The following is a 16,626-nucleotide window of genomic DNA, read 5'->3' as shown; positions in this document are numbered from 1 at the left end:
GAGAGAGAAAATATGAGCATACATGTTGAACTGAATGACCTGATGACCCGCAAAGGCTACAGCCAGACTCAGGTAGCCCGCGCAATTGGCAAAAGTACCGCCACCATTAATCAATACCTGCAGGGGAAATATGCCGGTGATGTTCCCGCTATTGATAAGCTGGCTCGTAGCTTTATTAACCGTGAAGTAGAAAAAGAGAAATCGCAGCGTATTACCGCCAGCTTTATTCCCACCATCACTTCCCGCAAAGGAATGGAAGTTATCCGCCTGGCTCATCTTGATGGCGATCTTAACGTTATCTATGGCGCAGCCGGGCTTGGCAAAACCATGATGTTACGTGAGTACGCTGCACAGCATCGTGATGCGTTGCTTATTGAAGCAGACCCGGGGTATACCGCCCGCGTGGTCCTGGAAGAACTCTGTGGCCTGCTGGGGCTAAGCAAGCGTGGCAACATGCACGAACTCAGTGAAGCCTGTATTGCTGCGTTACGCGAGTCTGGTCGCATTCTGATGGTGGATGAAGCGGAAAACCTGCCATACCGGGCGCTTGAGACTCTGCGACGTATCCATGATAAATCTGGAATTGGCCTTGTTCTCGCAGGAATGCACCGCCTGATTATTAACCTGAAGGGTAAGCGCGGTGAGTACCAGCAGTTATATAGCCGTGTTGGCCTGGCTTTCTGCATCGGTGATTCACTGCCGCAGGACGATATTAGCGATATTGCGATCAGCATGCTGCCTGATGCCAGTAAGGCCGATGTGAATGATGCCCTGTTTAAAGCCAGCAACGGAAATGCCCGTCGTTTGTTCAAGTTAGTTCGCGGTGTCAACCGCCACAGTGAGATCAGTGGTAATGCCGTCAGCGCTGGCGCGGTACGTAAGTTTGCTGAAATGCTGATTAATTAGGGGGAGCTATGGCAAAAATTGAAATATCTGTAACCCGAAAAGGGAAAGGCATAGATGTCCAGTGCCGCATGATTAAAGACGATTCTGACTCAGAACTGGTTAAGAAAGCAGCCCGGGTTATTCTGGTTTCACTCGGCGGTTTTATCCATTCAATTCTGAGAAAAATGTTAGGAACAGTTAAAGATTTATCGACTGTTCCAGTGAAAGGCAATGATTCATTTCATTAATTTTCAGGAGTCACTATGTGCCGTTTACCTATTAACGATCCAAAAATGATGGCCCCGATTAATCGTCTTATGCGCGGTGGCCTGCAGGTTCTGGACATTAACACCCGATTCCGCCGCCCGATTGTAGAAGTTGACCGCCCGTTTGAGGCGTGGCGCGGAAAGGAAGTCGAGATTACCGAGCGCAAGGACGGTAAAAGCTCACAGGTCAAAATGCTTATCTGGCGCGGGATGCATGTTATCTGGAGGTAGTATGGCTGAAATTGTTTTTACGGTTAAGGAAGTCAGGGGGGAAGTTCATTTATCCGCAATTATATCGGCTGAAAAAACGGATTCCCGTTTGGTTAAAGATACATCCAATATTATTGCACCGTTAATGCTGGCTTGCGCCAGTGCTGAAATAGCAAAGTTTTTTCAACATTTAAATGAGGCAAATCATGAATATTCAACAAAAGCAATTTACTGAAAAAACCGCACCTGAAGGTTACTGGGTTGATGCTAAAGATGCATTTATCCCTGTAAAACTGCTGAAGCCTATTGACCTGGCCCGGGATACGCTGGTTGGCGAGATCGTAACTAAAGCTATCGAGCTGAATAAGCTGATGAAGGAATTTAAAGAAAGTTCGTTTGGCGATATCGGGGCGTTCGTCGACCTTTCCGCTAACGAATATGGCGTTAAGCTGGGCGGCAAAAAAGGCAACGTTACGCTCTATAGCTTTGATGGCCGCTATCTGATTCAGCGGGCTATGGCTGACCGTATCGCCTTTGATGAGCGTATGCAGGCCGCGAAGAGCCTCATTGACGAATGCCTTGCTGACTGGACTGAGGATGCTCGCCCGGAGCTGAAAGTATTTATCAGCCGCGCATTCTCGACTGATAAAGCCGGTAATGTTTCCACGGGCGCGGTGCTGAACCTTCGTCGTTATGATATCGACGATCCACGCTGGCATAAGGCGATGGATGCTATCGGCGAATCCTTACAGGTTATCGCGACAAGCTCTTATATTCGTATTTACGAACGTATTGGTGACACTGACCAGTACACTCCAATTGCTCTGAATATGGCGACGGTGTGATATGAAAGCGAAAGAATTTAACCGCAAATATCAACCGGGAATGGTCTTCTGGCATCAACGCCCAAATGAAATAGAGCGTCGGGCCGTAAGAACTGTTGCAGCGGCTATGGATTTGAAATCGGCGACAATTGTGGAAATTAACGTAGAGCCCTGGCTTGCAAACGTGAACTCACTTACGCGTCAGGATTAATTAAACCTTAAATATTTTTTAAATGGCGTAATGCGTCAGGGGATGCTTACGCCTGAAATGAGGGTAAGACTATGTCGGTTACCGTAATTAACGAAATGCTGGGTAAGGTTTTTGTTTCGGCCGAAAAAAAACGATGACGGAACGGAACTTAAATTTTTCGAAAATAACTGGGTTGATTCTTTCACTTTTTACCATGTAGATGATTGCTGTGAAAGCGTCTGGATTGAGGATATTGAGGGCGAACTGAGCGACCTTGAAGACTCCCCCCTTACTTGAAGCTGAGGTAGTCAGTAATCAAGAAGAAACTAATTCTGGCTCCAGAACGTGGACTTTTTTCAAGTTCGGAACAGCGAAAGGGCATGTGGTCGTTCGCTGGTGCGGTGAAAGTAATGGTTATTATTCAGAAAGCGTGTCTCTGAAAATCACCAGACGAATTGACTTTTAAAGGTGAATAAAATGAAAGCATTGTCATTTTACGATCGGATCATGCTCAATCCTTACCTTCGTCCGGTGACCTTAACTTTATGCGTTTTATTTTGCATCGCTGTATGGGGCGTAGGTATTCACTACAGCCTGAAAATGATTGAGCTGTTATTAACCTTATTTAAGGGGGCCTAAATGGGCTTTTATAAAACATCGACAAAAGCAGCGCTTGACGCGTGGGACAATGAAATTCGTCAACGTGCAGAGTTGAAAGAGAAAGCACTTGAGTTTGCAAAAAAATTCGGCGGCAAACCGGTATTTTGCGGTAATGCTACAAACTTCCACTTTCACGGTCTGTCATTCGATGCTGCGCCATTGATTGGCCATAGCAGTTTATGGACGCTCTCCCGTTCGCAGAATGGTTACACCCGCGAACCACGAGGTAAGACCCGCATTCCCCGCGAGCGCCGCGAGGAACATCTACAGCTGCTGGACGCATGGAGTGAGGGTCGTCCCACGGAAAGAATCTCAAGGGAGCCTTACTGGAAAGCGCTGGGCCTTGAATGGGGAATGTTGATCCTGTGTGGCATTACCCACTACCGGGTCGGGGATGTGATTTATTTCAAAACCGACGCCAGACCATCCCCGGATTCCGGTGCAATCGAAATTGTTGAATCGGAATTTAAAGCTGCTGAAAAAACACTGGGCTCATAAAGGGGGCGATTATGGCTGGATATCTCTGTGTTTCAGGGTGTGAAGTTCAGGATATGGGTAGTAAGCGTATTTATCACCTTAACGATAACTCCGTTGTAATTGAGCATCCCGATTACCCAGGAAAGACACGATTTCAATTTTATACCCGTAGCGGTCAGTCAATCCGTAAACCGGCTGATAAAACCGCAATGAAACAGGCCGTAGAACGTCACAAAAAACGCTGGAGATTAGCATGAATACTGAAAACCGTTTTATTACCACCTGGACAGGTCAGCACTTTTATTTTTGCAATTCAGGCGCTGACGTTATTTATATTGATGATATCGCCCAGGCTCTTTCTAATCTGTGTCGCTTTACCGGCCATCTGGATGAGTTCTATAGCGTCGCTCAGCATTCCGTGCTGGCAAGCTATCTTGTGCCGTCTGAGTTTGCGCTTGAAGCTCTACTGCATGATGCCAGTGAGGCTTACTGCAATGATATTGCTGCGCCGCTGAAAGTGTTGCTGCCTGATTATCGCGGTATTGAGAAATGGGTTGAGGGTTTAATCAGCCAGAAGTTTGGCCTTCCCGAAACTATGAGCCCGGAAGTTAAACGCGCTGACCTCATCATGCTGGCCACAGAACGCCGCGACCTGTTTATTGAAGACGATTCTGAATGGGCCATTCTCAGGGGCATTCAGCCTACGGATGAATTTACCATCAGCCCGATGTTACCCCGTCAGGCACGAAAACTCTTTATCGATCGCTGGCTCGAACTCAAGCCAGGACATTGATAAAAAAATTTGCATAACCGGTCTATTAATCATTCGAAATAATGAGGTGATTATCATGATTAAAAAAGATAAAAGCCATGTAAGCAAATGGCACTCTGGATTAAAAGGAAAACTGTGGAGCAGTAGAGAAGTAGCCTATTTAATCGAACATGGTAACAGCAAGCCATTAATGGATTTATCAGCAGAATTAGAGCGCAGCTATCATTCGATAAAGGGAATGCGCCACAAGTTGGGGTTAGGCAAGCGTAAAAGTTATCGTTTCTGGACTAAGCAAGAAATAGATTTCCTCAAGTGTAATGCAGGGAAGATGGTTTGCAGAGATATCGCGAAAAATTTAGGGCGTAGTCTGCAATCTGTAAAAGGTAAGGCTGAATACATGAGACTCAGCCTTATATGCATCGGAGAAAATCACCCTTGCGCCATTCACAGTGATGAGGATGTATTGCTTTGCCGCGAACTTCATGCTGCCGGAATGAGTGTAAAACTTATTGCTGAAAAAATGGAAATATCGCTAGGGGCCGTTCTGGCTATTGTATATGGCCACCGCATGACGCAGCAAGACCGGATCCTGTTCGAGCTGGACAGAATGGACGCCAGAAGATGAACAAAAAGCTTATGAGTGAAGCATCCCGGTTTCAGTCATCGTCTGAACGCGCATCGTTCTGGCGATGGATTATCGGCACATTAAGTGCCGCTCTGATTCTTTCCGTTATTTTTAATTTATTCTGATGGAGTCAAAATAATGACCAGCAAATTAACTAGAGAGTGGGTGCAGGAAGCAATTTCTGACATCCAAACCAGACGCAATAACGGCTCTATAAGTTGGGATGACGAGCGTGAAAATATACTGAAAACGTTTGAAATAGCTTTGGCCGCAATGGGCAGCGAGTCGCCCTACACCGTTCAGCCGCCATCATCTGATCTGGCCGTCGAGCAAAATTTCCGCGATGCGATGGAGGGTATCGAACATATCCGCCGAGCGCTGGAGGAGACATTTGGCGGCCTGCACGGGACCCATAGTGAGCCTGAAATCCTGGTGGACTGCAAACAGATAGTTGACGCTATCTATGCTGCTTACAGGTCTGCCGGTAACGCCGATTCTGGTAGTCCGTCTGGCAGGGTCATCAGCATCCGGCATAAGGAGTATGCTCACCTGGAGGATGGCCAAATCTCATCTCACTTATGGCTTGAGGCATCGCCGCAGCCTGCTGATCTTCAGACCAGCTCGCTGGTAATGTGGGTCAAGCGCCTTTCCCTGTCACTTCGTTCGGCATGCCCTGATAACAAATTACCCAAAGCGGCGATGGGTTATCTGCAAAAAAACGGTCTCATCAGCATTGCTGATTGCCTTCGGGGGAACAATGAAGAACCTCCTGCGTAATATGACTGCCGGTAATTTTAACCGGCGTTATCCGGTCGGCTCCCGGTTTCGGTATTACATCGTTCCCGGGATGCCTGAAGTGGAAGAAGTCGTCACCACCTCAGAAGCCTGGCATGTACGTAACGGCCGGCTGGTCGTCCGGGTGGAAGGGAAAATCGGGGGCGTGTCGGTCAACAAACTTGAACCCATTCAGTGAGTCATTCTTGCAGGCACTTTGCGGAGTGCCTGCCGTAATGGCAACCAACAGGAGGTAATATGTCCACTCCAGCAAAACGCGGCCTTATCGGGGCCATCAAAGCCGGTCAGGCTCATCTGGGCTGGGATGACGCGACATATCGCGCTGTTCTGGCCCGTATGTGTAACGGCAAAACCTCATCCACAAAGTGTTCCCTCGACGAGCTGCAGGCCGTGCGTGAATACATGCATGAGCAGGGCTTCCCCCGCCAGTCAGCCCGTCATGGCAAGCGGCCAAATGTGGCCCGTTCACGCAAAACGATGCTCAGCAAAATTGAAGCTTTGCTTGCAGATGCAAAACGCCCGTGGAATTATGCCGAGAAAATGTGCGATCATATGTTCCAGGTCAAGCGCGTGGAATGGTTAACGGATGAACAGTTAACCAAGCTGATGCAGGCGCTGGTCATCGACGCAAAACGGCGTAAGAAACGGGAGACAACCGATGAATCTGCAACAGGTAACAGAGCTACTGCCCCCGGTAGTCATTCAGATAGCTGACCTCATCGGCTTCCCGGCCACCGAGCGCCTGCTGTCTGCGTTCGGTGGCACCACCTTCCCGATTGGTAAAGGTCTCCGCGCTCTCGGTGCTCAACGTGCCGCACTCCTCCGCGATACCATCGGTGACCATAACGCCCAGATATTGTTTAAAAACTTTGGCGGGTTCCCGCTTTATCTGCCCCGTTGCGAGCTGGCATTACGCGAGTTGCGTAACCTGCAGTTCCTGGCAGACTTCGACGAGGCCAGCCGGAGCGGTGTTTCTTCGTTAATGGCCATGACGTTACTGTGTCCGAAATACGGATTTGGCGATCGCACCGGCTGGCGTCTACTGGCGCAGCGGAAAAATGCGAATGAATACAATCAAGACTCGTTGTTTTAAAGAGGATTTATGAAATATATAGCTTTACTTCTTCTTGTTACGAGCTCTTGTTCAGTTGCAAAAATGGTGTCCAATGCGAAGGCAGTTGAAACCTATCAAATGCAGTTAGAACAAACTAAAAAAATGCTGAATGAGGTTCAGCAAACGCTTATAGCATCTGATGCAGTGATCACGATGTACAAAAATCTTGGATACACAACACCAGAAGTTAGAGCGATGAGCCGACATTTGATAATTCTTGGAGAGGATATCCAGCATTTTTATGGTGATGTATCGCTTAATCCAACACCATTTAATGCTTGTACTTTTGTCCCCTCAGTTGCCTATAATTTCTGGTCGCAGAGATTAAGCAGTGTTTCTAAAGACGATCCCGAAGCTCTAAAGGTTGCTGCAAATCAATACATAAAGCAGGCAAATGATTGTGTGTATGCAATAAACAATCCTCCACCAAAAGAGATTGAAGAAAGCGAACAGCTTCAAATCATTGATGTTACGCCATAACCCACTGACACCCGTCAATCTGATTTCCTGATCTCCCTCCCGCGATACTGACATCACCTTAACTCCCTGTGGTGTCAGTACATGAATCTCAACGACTTCCAGCGTGCCGCCGGCATTACGCAACAGCGAGCGCAGCAATGGCTTGATCCGCTGAATGCGGCCATGGCCGAATTCTTTATCAATACCCCGTTGCGTCAGGCTGGCTTTATCGCGCAGCTCGGCCATGAAAGCACCCGTTTTGCCGTCATCAGCGAAAACCTGAACTACCGTGATGCTGCGCGTCTGGCGATGATTTTCCGCTCTGACTTCGACCGCAACAAAAACCGCAAGATTGATCCGGCTGAGCTGGAGTTTGCCCGGGGCTTTGTCGGTAAACCGCAGGCCACAGCTAACTTTGTCTATGCCAACCAGGGCGGGAACGGCCCGGAATCCTCCGGCGACGGCTGGCGTTATCGTGGTCGTGGCTTAATTCAGGTTACCCTCAAAAACAACTATCGGGCCTGCGGGCAGGCGCTGGGGCTGGACCTGTTGAACAATCCCGACCTGTTACTTGAACCGGTGAATGCCGCCCGTTCTGCCGCCTGGTTCTGGTATCAGCACGGCTGTAATGCGCCGGCGGATGCGGCCAACGTGGTCGAAGTTACGCGCAAAATTAACCCCGCGCTGGTTGGTCTTAACGACCGCGCCATGCTCTTCGAGAAAGCCCGGAGGGCGTTATGTCCCTCAAAGAACTGATTTCTAACCCGTCTGGCCGGCTCAGCACCAGCGACACTATTACGTTTTTTACTTTTCTGGTCACGTCCGCGATCGTCATCTGGTACGGCTACAGCCTGCAGCTGCAGGAGTGGATGTTTACCGCCTACATCGTCGCGTGGGCGGGCCATAACATCGGGTCAAAACTGGTGGCCATGAAGCGCGATCAGCCTGCCGCCCCGACGAACGGAGGTACCCCCGATGGTCAGTAAGCTCTGGACGCTGATAAAACCGCTGCTCCCCTGGCTGGTTGCTGTCGCGCTGATTCTGTTTGCGGGGATATGGATTGGTATTCAGGTATGTGCCAGCCAGATGCGGGGTGACGTACAGACGGCAAACAACGCGACGGCCACCGTTCAGAAGGCGTTCGACGATTACAAGATTGAGCGCGAAAAAACGGATGCCGATAAGGCCAGACAGAACCAGTCGCAGTTGCAGGCTCAGGTAAATCTCGCCGAACACTACCGGCAGCAGGCGGACAAATTATCCGGGGAGCTGCTGGCCAAAGGCAAAGCACTGACGATCGCACAGCAAAAACTGAAGGAAAAAATCGATGAACTCACGCGTAAAGATGGCGATAGCTGGACTGGTATCGGCCCTCGCGCTCTGTGCCTGTACGAGCAAAACCTCGGCTATCCAGCCGGACCCGGTTGCAGTCAATATCTGTCAACAGCCGACGGCAGAAATGCTGGATATTCCGGCGATGCCGACAGCGCCGGCGGCGGACTCTCTCCCCGGGGAATCCTCGGCCACAGCAACGGCTACGGCGAATGGTGCCAGCTCATCCGCAACAAACTGAACACCATCCGCCAGCTCTACGGTAAGGAGCCACAATGAACCCAGACCAGCTTTACCAGTTACTTCTCGGTCTTGTCACGTTGTTCGGCGGTATCTGGATCCGCCGACTGCAGCTCGATATCCGCGATCTGGAAGAATCGGTTGACCGTATCAGAACCGAATACCAGCGCCGGGACGATGCCTCGCGTGATTACAGCCTGGTATCGGACAATATCCGGGACATCAAGAACTCACTTAACCGCATCCTCGACAAACTGGACAAGAAGGCAGACCGGACATGAAGGCCAGACAAAAGCGGCGGCAGCGTCGTATTACCACAGCAAACGTGACGCCGTCGGTCAGGCTGGCCAGCGATGACCCGTTAATGCTTCTGCAGCAGTTGCTGACGGAACAGCGCCGGCCGTTCTCCCCCGACATCATGCCGGAGCTGGAGAAAATCTCCGGGGCGGTGATGCGTATCGATCGGCGTATTGATGCGATGGAAAGCCGGGTTATCCGTCAGGGTGCTATCTCCGGCGGGCTGACCGGGGCGCTGTCGGGCGGGCTGGTCGTGACGACCATTTCCTTAATCAAGGCCAAGATGGGGTTCTGATATGGCGCATCCGCCCGAGACAAGGGAAAAAGTACGGCGGCTTTATATTCAGAGCCAGCTATCACTGCAGATCGTTTCTTCGCAATGCGGCGTCAGTTTTGCGACGGCCGCCCGCTGGAAGAAAGACGCGCAGGACAGCGGCGACGACTGGGACAAGCTCCGTGCCGCGAACGTGCTGGCGGGTAATGGTATGGAGGACGTCGGCCGGGCCATCCTGATGGGGTTGCTGGTCCAGTATCAGACCACCATTGAACAGCTCAACGTTGATTCACAATTGCCGCCACAGGCCCGCGTTGAGTTGCTGGCCAGTCTCAGTGATGCCTTTAACAAAGCGACCGTCGCCAGCAAGCGCGTGCTGCCGGAGACGTCGCAACTGGCCACGGCGATGGAGGTCATCACTATGCTGTCCACCTTCATCAGTGAACACTACCCGAAGCATATGGAAGCCTTTGTCCAGGTGCTGGAACCCTTTGGTAATGAGGTACAAAAACACTATGGCTGATCATAACTGGCGGGAAAGTCTGGCCCGGTCTCACCGACAGGGCTTTGTTACAGCACGCTACATCGACCCACGGCAGCTTAAGTCCGTGCAGAAAGCATTACGTTCACTCAGTAAAGGAGTTTCCATTATGCCCATTCCCTCAACGGAAAAATTACCCGAGCCTTGCGCGCGTCGTGAATCACTGCGTCAGCGCATTATCTGCGCGATTCAGGCTGAATTCGGTGAAGAAGAAATGTACCAGATACTGTTTGTTGAGGCGATGTGGCTGGCAATGCAGTCAGTCTGCGGCCCCGCAGAGGCCGCAGCTGTTATCAGAGAGAGTCAGATTCATCCGTGACTTTTGAGGCGACCACATCAAAGAGCCATGCATAGCATTTGCGGTAATTGTCAGGTCCAGAGTCCTTTTGGGGCGGGGCCTGATTCATTTCGGCGACTCTAAGTTCGTAAGACATCTTCATCGTTCCCTTCCCAAATTCCGGGAAGGTGGATTCGAAAAGAGATGCCGTAATACGGGCAACCTCGATGCGCTGGTCAATAGTGAGTTTTTGTTTCATGGGGCAGGTTTTCCCTTTGAGTTGAGGAGTAACGATTATGGCTGACAAATTAATCCAAGTTAATAGCCGTATCAGCGTGATGGCCAGTCAAGTGGCTTATATCATCGCGCCGGAATTTAAAGATTACATCGAAGTTCATTTGCTCGATGGCCGCGTTGAAGTTATGGAGTGTTCCCGCAACCGCTGGAATGATAAAGACCGCTTTGAAACGGCTGTTAACGACGCTTTAAAGGGGGGGAATAAATCATGTTTATTTCCGCCGTTGTGAAAAATGTGTCTCACGATCGCCTGTCTTTCATCTGCCCGGGCTGCGGTTTCTCCCATCAGGTGACCATTGGCCAGGGCGACGGCCCGCGCTGGGACTGGAACCATGATTATGTTCGCCCGACTTTCAACCCCAGCATCCTGGTGACCTGGGAAGAGCCGAGCGATAACCCGGCGCATTTTGATGACCGGACTAAAGACCAGCATCGTGTCTGCCACAGCTTTGTGCGCGACGGTCATATCCAGTATCTGGCTGACTGTACGCACGAACTGGCGGCGCAGACACTTCCGTTACCCCGCATTGAGGACTGACCGATGAAATTTTTACTGAGCCTGCTTATCGATGCGATCGTTGCGGTGTCGCTGGCCATGGGCGTTTTGTGGGCCGACGAACGGTTACTGAATATCGGCTATTTTGCCGGGTGGTTCGTCGGGGTTGTTAACCTTTTGGGGCTGATGAGCCCGAACGGCCAGGTAGTATTTGCGCGCGAATATGAACATCGTTCATTGTCCCGGCGTTGCTATGACGTCCTGACAGATGTGGCGTTCATCGTGTTTGCCATCTGGTCCGGGTGGTTCGTGATGTGTGCCGTTTATGCCCTGCAGGCAGCGGGTAAAGCGGAGCTGATCGCTAAGCTGGAGCGCAAATTAGCCGCGCCGGCGGTACCGGAGTAACCCTGTGACGCGTAAAAAGAATGTCTCCCTGAACAAAAAGGAGTTTGAGGCCCAGCTCAACGAGCTGGCCGCATCGCTGCGCCGGTCCATCGAGGCGGAACAGGTCGGCTTTGACCCGTCTCAGGAGGCCGTCAATCAGCGCCGTGAGGCGGTCAGGGATCCGGTTAACGGCTTCCGTTACTTCGTACAGAACTACTTCCCGCACTATATCCGCCATAAAGATGAGTCGGAGCTGCATAAGTTCCTGTTTCAGCGTCTGCCTGAAATCGTTAGCGCGACCGTCAGTCAGCAGGACGCCATCGCCGCTCCCCGTGGTGAGGCCAAATCGACCATCGTCAGCCAGCTCTTTGTTCTGTGGTGCATCATTCTTGGGCTGAAAAAATACCCGGTCATCATCATGGACAGTATCGACCAGGCGTATCCGATGCTGGAAGCGATCAAGGCCGAGCTCTGCTGGAACCCGCGGCTGAAGATGGACTTTTCCGACGCCTGCGGCGCGGGCCGCGTCTGGCAGATGGGTACCATTTTGACAGCGACCGATATCAAGGTGCAGGTTGCCGGTAGCGGTAAAAAGCTGCGCGGCCTGCGTCATGGCCCGTATCGTCCCGATCTGGCTGTACTCGATGATATTGAAAACGATGAGCTGGTCCGCAACCCGGACCAGCGCGACAAGCTGGATAACTGGCTGAAAAAGACCGTTCTGCCGCTGGGTGGCGCGGGGGCTAAATTCGATGTTATCTACATCGGGACTATTCTGCATTACGACTCGGTGCTGTCACGCACCCTGAAAAATCCCATTTGGCGCAAGAAGCGATTTAAAGCCCTTATCACCTGGCCGTCAGACATGACGCTGTGGGATAAGTGGGAAGAAGTCCTGCGTAACAATGACGACGACGGCGAGCTGCTGGCCCGGGCGTTCTACGATGAGCACAGGGACGCGATGGAAGCCGGCGCGGTGGTTTCCTGGTCAGCGCGTCCACTCTATGCCCTGATGTTGATCCGCGCACGTGACGGCCACAGCACTTTTGACAGTGAGTACCAGAATGACCCGGTCAGCGGCGATGATGCGCCGTTTGCCACCTGCATCAACTTCTGGGTTAACCGACTTAACGAATGGTCGTTCTTCGGCAGTATCGACCCCAGTCTGGGTAAGAACGGTAAATCGCGCGACCCCTCGGCGATTATGGTCGGTGGATTTAACCGGATGACCGGCATCCTTGACGTCGTCGAGGCCCGCATTAAAAAGCGTCTGCCAAGCGTCATTATCAGTGACACCATTGAGTTGCAGCGCCAGTACGGTTGCCTGTGCTGGTCGGTTGAAGCCGTCCAGTTCCAGGAGTTCCTGCGCACCGAGCTGGTCCGCCAGTCAGCGGAGCTGGGGGTTCCGGTTCCGGCGATGCCGGTGATACCGCATGCCGACAAAATCCTGCGTATCGAGTCCCTGCAGCCGTGGATGTTTAACGGGCTGATTCGCCTGCATCCGAGCCAGGTCACGCTGATTGAGCAGCTTCGTCATTTTCCCAAAGCCGACCATGATGATGGCCCGGATGCGCTGCATATGCTCTGGGCGCTGTGTAACTCCTTTGGGACGCGTGACGGTTTCCGCCAGGTCCCGCGCCGGCAGGACGATGACCGCGATGATGACAACAGACGCACAGATTCGAAGCGCCCGCGCAGCCGCTCGCGCTTCAGTAACGGAGGATGGTAATGAGCAAAATCGTTGACCAGTGGGGTCGCCCGTTTGACAAGGCGGTGACAAAAGCCCCGCAGACCGCACGGATGATACAGCTGAACAGCACCTACCCGGCGCATCCTTCCCGGGGGCTGACGATTCGCCATCTGCCCCGGATACTGCAGGAAGCCGAGCAGGGTTATCTTTCCGCGCAGGCAGACCTTTTTGACGATATGGTCGAAAAAGACGGCCATATCTTTTCAGAGATGGCCAAGCGCAAGAATGCGCTGCTGGGGCTGGACTGGAGCATCGAACCGCGCCGCAACGCGACAGCGGAAGAGAAGAACCTCGCGGCGATGGTTCAGGAGTGGTTCGATACACTGGATAACCTGGAGGATATCATCCTGCAGGCGGCCGATGCGATCGGGCATGGCTTCAGCTGTCAGGAGCTGGAGTGGGATATGGAAGAGAACGTCTGGCTTCCGTCTGAAGCGCATCTGCGGCCGCATCGCTGGTTCCAGGCACGGCCCGACAGGGGCGATGAAATCCGTCTGAACAATGGCAGCATCGACGGCGAAGAGCTGGCACCGTTCGGCTGGATGGTTCACCGACATAACGCCAAAACCGGCTTTACCGGCCAGTCCGGGCTGTATCGTGTGCTGGTCTGGCCTTACCTCTTCAAGAACTTCTCCCTGCGTGATATGGCGGAGTTTCTGGAGATTTACGGCCTGCCGGCGCGGGTCGGGACGTATATGGCCGGGGCCACCGATGCAGACAAAGACGCGCTCTTTGACTGCCTGGTGCAGCTTGGCCATAACGCTGCCGGCATTATTCCGATGGGCACTACCATTGATTTCAAGGCTGCCGCATCCGGTCAGCCGGATCCATTCGTGGCAATGATTGACTGGTGCGAGCGCACCGAATCAAAAGTGATCCTCGGGGCAACCCTCACCAGCCAGGCCGATGGCAAGACCTCCACCAATGCGCTGGGTAACGTCCATAACGACGTCCGCCACGATATCCTGGTCGCGGATGCCCGCCAGCTGGAGGGTTTCTTCCGCAACATGATTGATATGTTGCTGCGGATTAACGGGTATGAGGTTTCGCGCCGCAAGCTGCCTAAACTGGTATTTGATACCCGGGATATCGAAGATATCGAAACCTTCTCTGCCGGGGTGAAAAACCTGGTGGAATCGGGTGTGAAAACCATTCCGGCATCCTGGGTGCATACAAAGCTGGGTATCCCGGTTCCCCAGAAAGATGAGGCCGTACTGGAGGCACCGGCCCAGACCGGCACACCGTTACCCGTTGCACTGAGTCAGCGATTCCGGCGGATTGCTGCCCTGACCACCGCCGCAGAGCTGTCAGACCCGGCGCAGGAGGCGCTGGATAACGGCCGTCCGGTGCCGGAGAAGATCGCCGCCGCCATGCAGAACCTCATCGCGCCGCTGGTCGCTGCACTGCAGGATGGCCGCCTGCCTGATGAGGCCATGGATATCATTGCCGGCAGTTACCCGGACCTGGACGACAGCGAGCTGGTGACCCTGCTGGAGCAGGCGCTGTTTGTCGCGGACGTATGGGGGCGGCTGAATTCCGATGCCTGACAGCGTTGACCTGAGCTATGCGATTGGCCTGAAACCCGCTCAGGCCATCGAGTATTTCCAGTCCAAAGGTTACACCATCGGCTTTAACTGGCATGAGGTGGAAGCCCGGGCGCACGCGACGGCGTTCACCGTCGCCGGCATTCTGCGCCAGGATATTCTGCAGGACGTGCGTGCCGGCCTGCAGGATTCACTGGATAACGGGCTGACGCTGGAACAGTTCCGCCGGCAGATGACGCAGAAGCTGACGCAGAAAGGCTGGCTGGCCGATAAGGCGAAGCTGGTCGCCGATGAGGATGGCGTACTGGAGGGCAAGCAGTTAACCCCGCGCCGGCTACGCACCATCTTTGAAACCAATATGCAGTCGTCCTATGGTGCCGGCCGCTACGCCCAGCAGATGGAGAATGCCGCCGACCGCCCGTACTGGACGCGCGTGGCGGTCATGGACCTGCGCACACGGCCCGCACACGCGGCGCTGAACGGACTGACGGCCCGCTATGACGATCCCATCTGGCAGTTTGCCTATCCGCCCGATGGCTGGGGATGCCGCTGCCGCGTCCGGGCACGTTCGCAAAACGATATCGACAGCAAAAGCATCTCCGTCTGGTCGAGCGAGGGGCATCTGGAAACCGTGCAGCAGGCATGGGGGCCGCAGGATACCCGCGAGGTGCAGGCGTTCCGCTACAACGGCCAGCTCTATACCCCTGATGCCGGCTTTGGCCATAATCCGGGTCAGGGCTGGCTGGCGGGTCTCGGTCAACGCCTGATGGACCGCTCAACCACAGCACCACCACAGATGGCCGCGCTGGCTGTTCAGCACACACTTTCGGAGCCGCAGCTGCTTGACGCGCTCACATCCGACATGCGCCGCTTCGTGAACCAGTCGCTGCTGCGTGAGCCAGCCGGTGCTTTCCGTCATGCCGGCGCACTCAGCACCCGCACGCTCGATGCGCTGGCCGGTCGTGGCCGTATGCCCGACGCCGCAGTGATGACGGTGACCGACAGCGCGGTGGTACAGTCACCCGGGCCGCTCTGGGAGCTGTTGCCGGCACAGCTGCGCCAGCCTGCAGCGGTTCTGGCTGATGGTGACGATCTGCTTTATGTCATCCGCAATGGCGAGTCACTCCACCAGGTGCGGGCCGTTCCCGGGCAGAACGCTGCCGGCTACGAGCTGCAGTTACCGGACGGCGGCGAGTCCCTGACGCCGGCCTCCCTGCAGTCGCTGGCTGAGTTACCGTTACTGGAGGGTTCGTTTGATGGCTTATAACATCGTTTTTGACGTTACTGACTTTGAGCGCTCGTTAGGCGAGCTGATCAACAAATTCGAGAAACGCGCGCCGCTGATGAAGATGCTGGCCGGTCTGATGGAAGACTCGGTCCAGGAGAACTTCGAGGTGGAAGGCCGGCCAAAATGGCAGCACTGGAAAAGCAATGCCTACTGGGCGCAGCGCCGGGGCGGTAAAATACTCCAGCGCTCAGGGCGACTGGCGGCGAGCATCACGGCTTACAGTGACAATGATATGGCGACGGTCGGGACCAATGTGGTCTACGCCGGCATTCACCAGTCAGGGGGGAAGATTAATATCCCTGCCCGCAGCCAGCAGGCGTACTACCGCCAGAACAAGGACGGCACCCTGAATAACAAGTTCGCCCGCAAGAGCAAAGCCAACTACAGCGAGTGGCATACCATCCCGGCGTATGAGATCAAGATAACCGCGCGTCCTTTCCTGCATCTGACTGAATCTGACGTCACCGATATGGAAGAGAAAGCGACGGATTATTTCAGTCAGATCTACCGTTAACCAGCGAAACCCGAAAACGCGCTGTAACGCATCACAGGGCGTTCTCTATCCTTCAGGGCGACGGAACTACCTTAACAGGGTGTTCAGACGTTTTTAAAAGCGGTTTAAAAACGTT

General features: G+C 53.3%; 32 protein-coding genes. 31 read left to right on the top strand and 1 reads right to left on the bottom strand.

What is annotated here, in order from left to right; genetic code table 11:
- Nucleotides 1-12 precede the first annotated feature (12 nt).
- The 24 genes from ACMYSL_RS12660 (at nucleotide 13) to ACMYSL_RS12545 (ending at nucleotide 10,280) form a co-directional block, all read left to right on the top strand.
- Nucleotides 13-906, top strand: coding sequence for an AAA family ATPase (locus tag ACMYSL_RS12660; RefSeq protein WP_434663241.1), 894 nt, complete (start codon nucleotides 13-15; stop codon nucleotides 904-906).
- A gap of 8 nt (nucleotides 907-914) precedes the next feature.
- Nucleotides 915-1,133 carry a hypothetical protein gene (locus ACMYSL_RS12655; protein ID WP_434663239.1) on the top strand — a complete coding sequence of 73 codons (219 nt, stop codon included), beginning with the start codon at nucleotides 915-917 and terminating at the stop codon, nucleotides 1,131-1,133.
- Nucleotides 1,134-1,148: 15 nt separating this feature from the next.
- Complete coding sequence (locus tag ACMYSL_RS12650; RefSeq protein ID WP_020804713.1) at nucleotides 1,149-1,382, top strand: hypothetical protein; 234 nt, start codon at nucleotides 1,149-1,151, stop codon at nucleotides 1,380-1,382.
- Between the two features lies 1 nt (nucleotide 1,383).
- The gene (locus ACMYSL_RS12645; RefSeq protein ID WP_434663236.1) at nucleotides 1,384-1,596 is read left to right on the top strand and encodes a hypothetical protein; all 213 of its coding nucleotides are present in this window, start codon (nucleotides 1,384-1,386) and stop codon (nucleotides 1,594-1,596) included.
- Complete coding sequence (locus tag ACMYSL_RS12640) at nucleotides 1,568-2,206, top strand: DUF3164 family protein (protein WP_434663235.1); 639 nt, start codon at nucleotides 1,568-1,570, stop codon at nucleotides 2,204-2,206. Before ACMYSL_RS12645 ends, ACMYSL_RS12640 begins: the two co-directional genes overlap by 29 nt.
- Nucleotide 2,207: 1 nt before the next feature.
- A complete protein-coding gene (locus tag ACMYSL_RS12635; RefSeq protein ID WP_434663232.1) occupies nucleotides 2,208-2,396 on the top strand; it encodes a hypothetical protein in 189 nt (62 codons plus the stop codon).
- Between the two features lie 253 nt (nucleotides 2,397-2,649).
- Nucleotides 2,650-2,841, top strand: a complete 192-nt coding sequence (locus ACMYSL_RS12630) for a DUF7448 domain-containing protein (RefSeq protein ID WP_434663230.1) — start codon at nucleotides 2,650-2,652, stop codon at nucleotides 2,839-2,841.
- A gap of 11 nt (nucleotides 2,842-2,852) precedes the next feature.
- Nucleotides 2,853-3,014 carry a hypothetical protein gene (locus ACMYSL_RS12625; RefSeq protein ID WP_434663227.1) on the top strand — a complete coding sequence of 54 codons (162 nt, stop codon included), beginning with the start codon at nucleotides 2,853-2,855 and terminating at the stop codon, nucleotides 3,012-3,014.
- The gene (locus ACMYSL_RS12620) at nucleotides 3,015-3,533 is read left to right on the top strand and encodes a hypothetical protein (RefSeq protein WP_434663224.1); all 519 of its coding nucleotides are present in this window, start codon (nucleotides 3,015-3,017) and stop codon (nucleotides 3,531-3,533) included. It abuts the gene before it with no gap.
- 11 nt (nucleotides 3,534-3,544) lie between these two features.
- A complete protein-coding gene (locus ACMYSL_RS12615; protein WP_049593289.1) occupies nucleotides 3,545-3,769 on the top strand; it encodes a hypothetical protein in 225 nt (74 codons plus the stop codon).
- Entirely contained in the window at nucleotides 3,766-4,305 is a 540-nt protein-coding gene (locus ACMYSL_RS12610) for an HD family hydrolase (protein ID WP_434663221.1), read from the top strand. The genes ACMYSL_RS12615 and ACMYSL_RS12610 overlap by 4 nt, the downstream gene beginning before the upstream one ends.
- Before the next feature lie 55 nt (nucleotides 4,306-4,360).
- Nucleotides 4,361-4,909: a hypothetical protein gene (locus ACMYSL_RS12605; RefSeq protein ID WP_434663218.1), complete on the top strand. Its 549-nt coding sequence runs from the start codon at nucleotides 4,361-4,363 to the stop codon at nucleotides 4,907-4,909.
- A gap of 138 nt (nucleotides 4,910-5,047) precedes the next feature.
- Nucleotides 5,048-5,686 carry a hypothetical protein gene (locus tag ACMYSL_RS12600; protein ID WP_434663215.1) on the top strand — a complete coding sequence of 213 codons (639 nt, stop codon included), beginning with the start codon at nucleotides 5,048-5,050 and terminating at the stop codon, nucleotides 5,684-5,686.
- Nucleotides 5,667-5,882 carry a hypothetical protein gene (locus ACMYSL_RS12595; protein ID WP_020804757.1) on the top strand — a complete coding sequence of 72 codons (216 nt, stop codon included), beginning with the start codon at nucleotides 5,667-5,669 and terminating at the stop codon, nucleotides 5,880-5,882. Before ACMYSL_RS12600 ends, ACMYSL_RS12595 begins: the two co-directional genes overlap by 20 nt.
- Before the next feature lie 59 nt (nucleotides 5,883-5,941).
- Nucleotides 5,942-6,418, top strand: a complete 477-nt coding sequence (locus tag ACMYSL_RS12590) for a gp16 family protein (protein WP_434663212.1) — start codon at nucleotides 5,942-5,944, stop codon at nucleotides 6,416-6,418.
- On the top strand, nucleotides 6,363-6,797 hold the full coding sequence (locus tag ACMYSL_RS12585; protein ID WP_434663210.1) for a hypothetical protein: 435 nt from the start codon (nucleotides 6,363-6,365) through the stop codon (nucleotides 6,795-6,797). The genes ACMYSL_RS12590 and ACMYSL_RS12585 overlap by 56 nt, the downstream gene beginning before the upstream one ends.
- 9 nt (nucleotides 6,798-6,806) lie before the next feature.
- Entirely contained in the window at nucleotides 6,807-7,298 is a 492-nt protein-coding gene (locus ACMYSL_RS12580; RefSeq protein WP_434663207.1) for a hypothetical protein, read from the top strand.
- 81 nt (nucleotides 7,299-7,379) lie between these two features.
- Nucleotides 7,380-8,033 (top strand): glycoside hydrolase family 19 protein, encoded by a 654-nt coding sequence (locus ACMYSL_RS12575; RefSeq protein ID WP_434663204.1) that lies wholly within the window; start codon nucleotides 7,380-7,382, stop codon nucleotides 8,031-8,033.
- Nucleotides 8,015-8,263 carry a DUF2644 domain-containing protein gene (locus tag ACMYSL_RS12570; RefSeq protein WP_047935294.1) on the top strand — a complete coding sequence of 83 codons (249 nt, stop codon included), beginning with the start codon at nucleotides 8,015-8,017 and terminating at the stop codon, nucleotides 8,261-8,263. Before ACMYSL_RS12575 ends, ACMYSL_RS12570 begins: the two co-directional genes overlap by 19 nt.
- Nucleotides 8,253-8,888 carry a hypothetical protein gene (locus ACMYSL_RS12565; protein WP_434663201.1) on the top strand — a complete coding sequence of 212 codons (636 nt, stop codon included), beginning with the start codon at nucleotides 8,253-8,255 and terminating at the stop codon, nucleotides 8,886-8,888. Before ACMYSL_RS12570 ends, ACMYSL_RS12565 begins: the two co-directional genes overlap by 11 nt.
- Nucleotides 8,885-9,130, top strand: coding sequence for a hypothetical protein (locus ACMYSL_RS12560; RefSeq protein ID WP_064360196.1), 246 nt, complete (start codon nucleotides 8,885-8,887; stop codon nucleotides 9,128-9,130). Before ACMYSL_RS12565 ends, ACMYSL_RS12560 begins: the two co-directional genes overlap by 4 nt.
- Nucleotides 9,127-9,441: a hypothetical protein gene (locus ACMYSL_RS12555; RefSeq protein WP_049593300.1), complete on the top strand. Its 315-nt coding sequence runs from the start codon at nucleotides 9,127-9,129 to the stop codon at nucleotides 9,439-9,441. The genes ACMYSL_RS12560 and ACMYSL_RS12555 overlap by 4 nt, the downstream gene beginning before the upstream one ends.
- A gap of 1 nt (nucleotide 9,442) precedes the next feature.
- A complete protein-coding gene (locus ACMYSL_RS12550; protein ID WP_023158168.1) occupies nucleotides 9,443-9,943 on the top strand; it encodes a DUF1804 family protein in 501 nt (166 codons plus the stop codon).
- Complete coding sequence (locus tag ACMYSL_RS12545) at nucleotides 9,936-10,280, top strand: hypothetical protein (protein WP_434663198.1); 345 nt, start codon at nucleotides 9,936-9,938, stop codon at nucleotides 10,278-10,280. The genes ACMYSL_RS12550 and ACMYSL_RS12545 overlap by 8 nt, the downstream gene beginning before the upstream one ends.
- Here ACMYSL_RS12545 and ACMYSL_RS12540 read toward each other — a convergent pair.
- Nucleotides 10,255-10,497 (bottom strand): hypothetical protein, encoded by a 243-nt coding sequence (locus ACMYSL_RS12540; RefSeq protein ID WP_434663195.1) that lies wholly within the window; start codon nucleotides 10,495-10,497, stop codon nucleotides 10,255-10,257. The genes ACMYSL_RS12545 and ACMYSL_RS12540 overlap by 26 nt on opposite strands.
- Before the next feature lie 37 nt (nucleotides 10,498-10,534).
- Here ACMYSL_RS12540 and ACMYSL_RS12535 point away from each other — a divergent pair, with 37 nt between their 5' ends.
- The 7 genes from ACMYSL_RS12535 to ACMYSL_RS12505 are packed head-to-tail and all read left to right on the top strand — an operon-like array spanning nucleotide 10,535 to nucleotide 16,511.
- On the top strand, nucleotides 10,535-10,765 hold the full coding sequence (locus ACMYSL_RS12535; protein ID WP_434663192.1) for a hypothetical protein: 231 nt from the start codon (nucleotides 10,535-10,537) through the stop codon (nucleotides 10,763-10,765).
- Nucleotides 10,744-11,073: a DUF6527 family protein gene (locus tag ACMYSL_RS12530; protein WP_434663189.1), complete on the top strand. Its 330-nt coding sequence runs from the start codon at nucleotides 10,744-10,746 to the stop codon at nucleotides 11,071-11,073. The genes ACMYSL_RS12535 and ACMYSL_RS12530 overlap by 22 nt, the downstream gene beginning before the upstream one ends.
- 3 nt (nucleotides 11,074-11,076) lie before the next feature.
- Nucleotides 11,077-11,436, top strand: a complete 360-nt coding sequence (locus ACMYSL_RS12525) for a hypothetical protein (RefSeq protein WP_434663187.1) — start codon at nucleotides 11,077-11,079, stop codon at nucleotides 11,434-11,436.
- Nucleotides 11,437-11,440: 4 nt separating this feature from the next.
- Nucleotides 11,441-13,144, top strand: coding sequence for a phage terminase large subunit (gene terL, locus ACMYSL_RS12520; protein WP_434663184.1), 1,704 nt, complete (start codon nucleotides 11,441-11,443; stop codon nucleotides 13,142-13,144).
- A complete protein-coding gene (locus ACMYSL_RS12515; RefSeq protein ID WP_434663182.1) occupies nucleotides 13,144-14,712 on the top strand; it encodes a DUF935 domain-containing protein in 1,569 nt (522 codons plus the stop codon). Before terL ends, ACMYSL_RS12515 begins: the two co-directional genes overlap by 1 nt.
- Nucleotides 14,705-15,976: a phage head morphogenesis protein gene (locus ACMYSL_RS12510; protein ID WP_434663179.1), complete on the top strand. Its 1,272-nt coding sequence runs from the start codon at nucleotides 14,705-14,707 to the stop codon at nucleotides 15,974-15,976. Before ACMYSL_RS12515 ends, ACMYSL_RS12510 begins: the two co-directional genes overlap by 8 nt.
- The gene (locus ACMYSL_RS12505) at nucleotides 15,966-16,511 is read left to right on the top strand and encodes a phage virion morphogenesis protein (RefSeq protein WP_434663177.1); all 546 of its coding nucleotides are present in this window, start codon (nucleotides 15,966-15,968) and stop codon (nucleotides 16,509-16,511) included. The genes ACMYSL_RS12510 and ACMYSL_RS12505 overlap by 11 nt, the downstream gene beginning before the upstream one ends.
- The last annotated feature ends 115 nt before the right edge of the window (nucleotides 16,512-16,626 follow it).

It is taken from the genome of Klebsiella sp. MISC125 (genome assembly GCF_051131775.1).
Lineage (GTDB): Bacteria > Pseudomonadota > Gammaproteobacteria > Enterobacterales > Enterobacteriaceae > Klebsiella.
This window is presented reverse-complemented; position numbering and strand designations above follow the sequence as displayed.

Bases quoted from the DNA above. Each gene is read 5' to 3' on its own strand.
- ACMYSL_RS12565 (WP_434663201.1), top strand. From the start codon at position 8,253: ATGGTCAGTAAGCTCTGGACGCTGATAAAACCGCTGCTCCCCTGGCTG.
- ACMYSL_RS12600 (WP_434663215.1), top strand. From the start codon at position 5,048: ATGACCAGCAAATTAACTAGAGAGTGGGTGCAGGAAGCAATTTCTGAC.
- ACMYSL_RS12575 (WP_434663204.1), top strand. From the start codon at position 7,380: ATGAATCTCAACGACTTCCAGCGTGCCGCCGGCATTACGCAACAGCGA.
- ACMYSL_RS12570 (WP_047935294.1), top strand. From the start codon at position 8,015: ATGTCCCTCAAAGAACTGATTTCTAACCCGTCTGGCCGGCTCAGCACC.
- ACMYSL_RS12605 (WP_434663218.1), top strand. From the start codon at position 4,361: ATGATTAAAAAAGATAAAAGCCATGTAAGCAAATGGCACTCTGGATTA.
- ACMYSL_RS12645 (WP_434663236.1), top strand. From the start codon at position 1,384: ATGGCTGAAATTGTTTTTACGGTTAAGGAAGTCAGGGGGGAAGTTCAT.
- ACMYSL_RS12625 (WP_434663227.1), top strand. From the start codon at position 2,853: ATGAAAGCATTGTCATTTTACGATCGGATCATGCTCAATCCTTACCTT.
- ACMYSL_RS12545 (WP_434663198.1), top strand. From the start codon at position 9,936: ATGGCTGATCATAACTGGCGGGAAAGTCTGGCCCGGTCTCACCGACAG.
- ACMYSL_RS12660 (WP_434663241.1), top strand. From the start codon at position 13: ATGAGCATACATGTTGAACTGAATGACCTGATGACCCGCAAAGGCTAC.
- ACMYSL_RS12525 (WP_434663187.1), top strand. From the start codon at position 11,077: ATGAAATTTTTACTGAGCCTGCTTATCGATGCGATCGTTGCGGTGTCG.
- ACMYSL_RS12590 (WP_434663212.1), top strand. From the start codon at position 5,942: ATGTCCACTCCAGCAAAACGCGGCCTTATCGGGGCCATCAAAGCCGGT.
- ACMYSL_RS12515 (WP_434663182.1), top strand. From the start codon at position 13,144: ATGAGCAAAATCGTTGACCAGTGGGGTCGCCCGTTTGACAAGGCGGTG.
- ACMYSL_RS12640 (WP_434663235.1), top strand. From the start codon at position 1,568: ATGAATATTCAACAAAAGCAATTTACTGAAAAAACCGCACCTGAAGGT.
- ACMYSL_RS12535 (WP_434663192.1), top strand. From the start codon at position 10,535: ATGGCTGACAAATTAATCCAAGTTAATAGCCGTATCAGCGTGATGGCC.
- ACMYSL_RS12510 (WP_434663179.1), top strand. From the start codon at position 14,705: ATGCCTGACAGCGTTGACCTGAGCTATGCGATTGGCCTGAAACCCGCT.
- ACMYSL_RS12505 (WP_434663177.1), top strand. From the start codon at position 15,966: ATGGCTTATAACATCGTTTTTGACGTTACTGACTTTGAGCGCTCGTTA.
- ACMYSL_RS12615 (WP_049593289.1), top strand. From the start codon at position 3,545: ATGGCTGGATATCTCTGTGTTTCAGGGTGTGAAGTTCAGGATATGGGT.
- ACMYSL_RS12595 (WP_020804757.1), top strand. From the start codon at position 5,667: ATGAAGAACCTCCTGCGTAATATGACTGCCGGTAATTTTAACCGGCGT.
- ACMYSL_RS12655 (WP_434663239.1), top strand. From the start codon at position 915: ATGGCAAAAATTGAAATATCTGTAACCCGAAAAGGGAAAGGCATAGAT.
- ACMYSL_RS12635 (WP_434663232.1), top strand. From the start codon at position 2,208: ATGAAAGCGAAAGAATTTAACCGCAAATATCAACCGGGAATGGTCTTC.
- ACMYSL_RS12550 (WP_023158168.1), top strand. From the start codon at position 9,443: ATGGCGCATCCGCCCGAGACAAGGGAAAAAGTACGGCGGCTTTATATT.
- ACMYSL_RS12610 (WP_434663221.1), top strand. From the start codon at position 3,766: ATGAATACTGAAAACCGTTTTATTACCACCTGGACAGGTCAGCACTTT.
- ACMYSL_RS12530 (WP_434663189.1), top strand. From the start codon at position 10,744: ATGTTTATTTCCGCCGTTGTGAAAAATGTGTCTCACGATCGCCTGTCT.
- ACMYSL_RS12540 (WP_434663195.1), bottom strand. From the start codon at position 10,497: ATGAAACAAAAACTCACTATTGACCAGCGCATCGAGGTTGCCCGTATT.
- ACMYSL_RS12585 (WP_434663210.1), top strand. From the start codon at position 6,363: ATGAATCTGCAACAGGTAACAGAGCTACTGCCCCCGGTAGTCATTCAG.
- ACMYSL_RS12620 (WP_434663224.1), top strand. From the start codon at position 3,015: ATGGGCTTTTATAAAACATCGACAAAAGCAGCGCTTGACGCGTGGGAC.
- ACMYSL_RS12560 (WP_064360196.1), top strand. From the start codon at position 8,885: ATGAACCCAGACCAGCTTTACCAGTTACTTCTCGGTCTTGTCACGTTG.
- ACMYSL_RS12580 (WP_434663207.1), top strand. From the start codon at position 6,807: ATGAAATATATAGCTTTACTTCTTCTTGTTACGAGCTCTTGTTCAGTT.
- ACMYSL_RS12650 (WP_020804713.1), top strand. From the start codon at position 1,149: ATGTGCCGTTTACCTATTAACGATCCAAAAATGATGGCCCCGATTAAT.
- ACMYSL_RS12555 (WP_049593300.1), top strand. From the start codon at position 9,127: ATGAAGGCCAGACAAAAGCGGCGGCAGCGTCGTATTACCACAGCAAAC.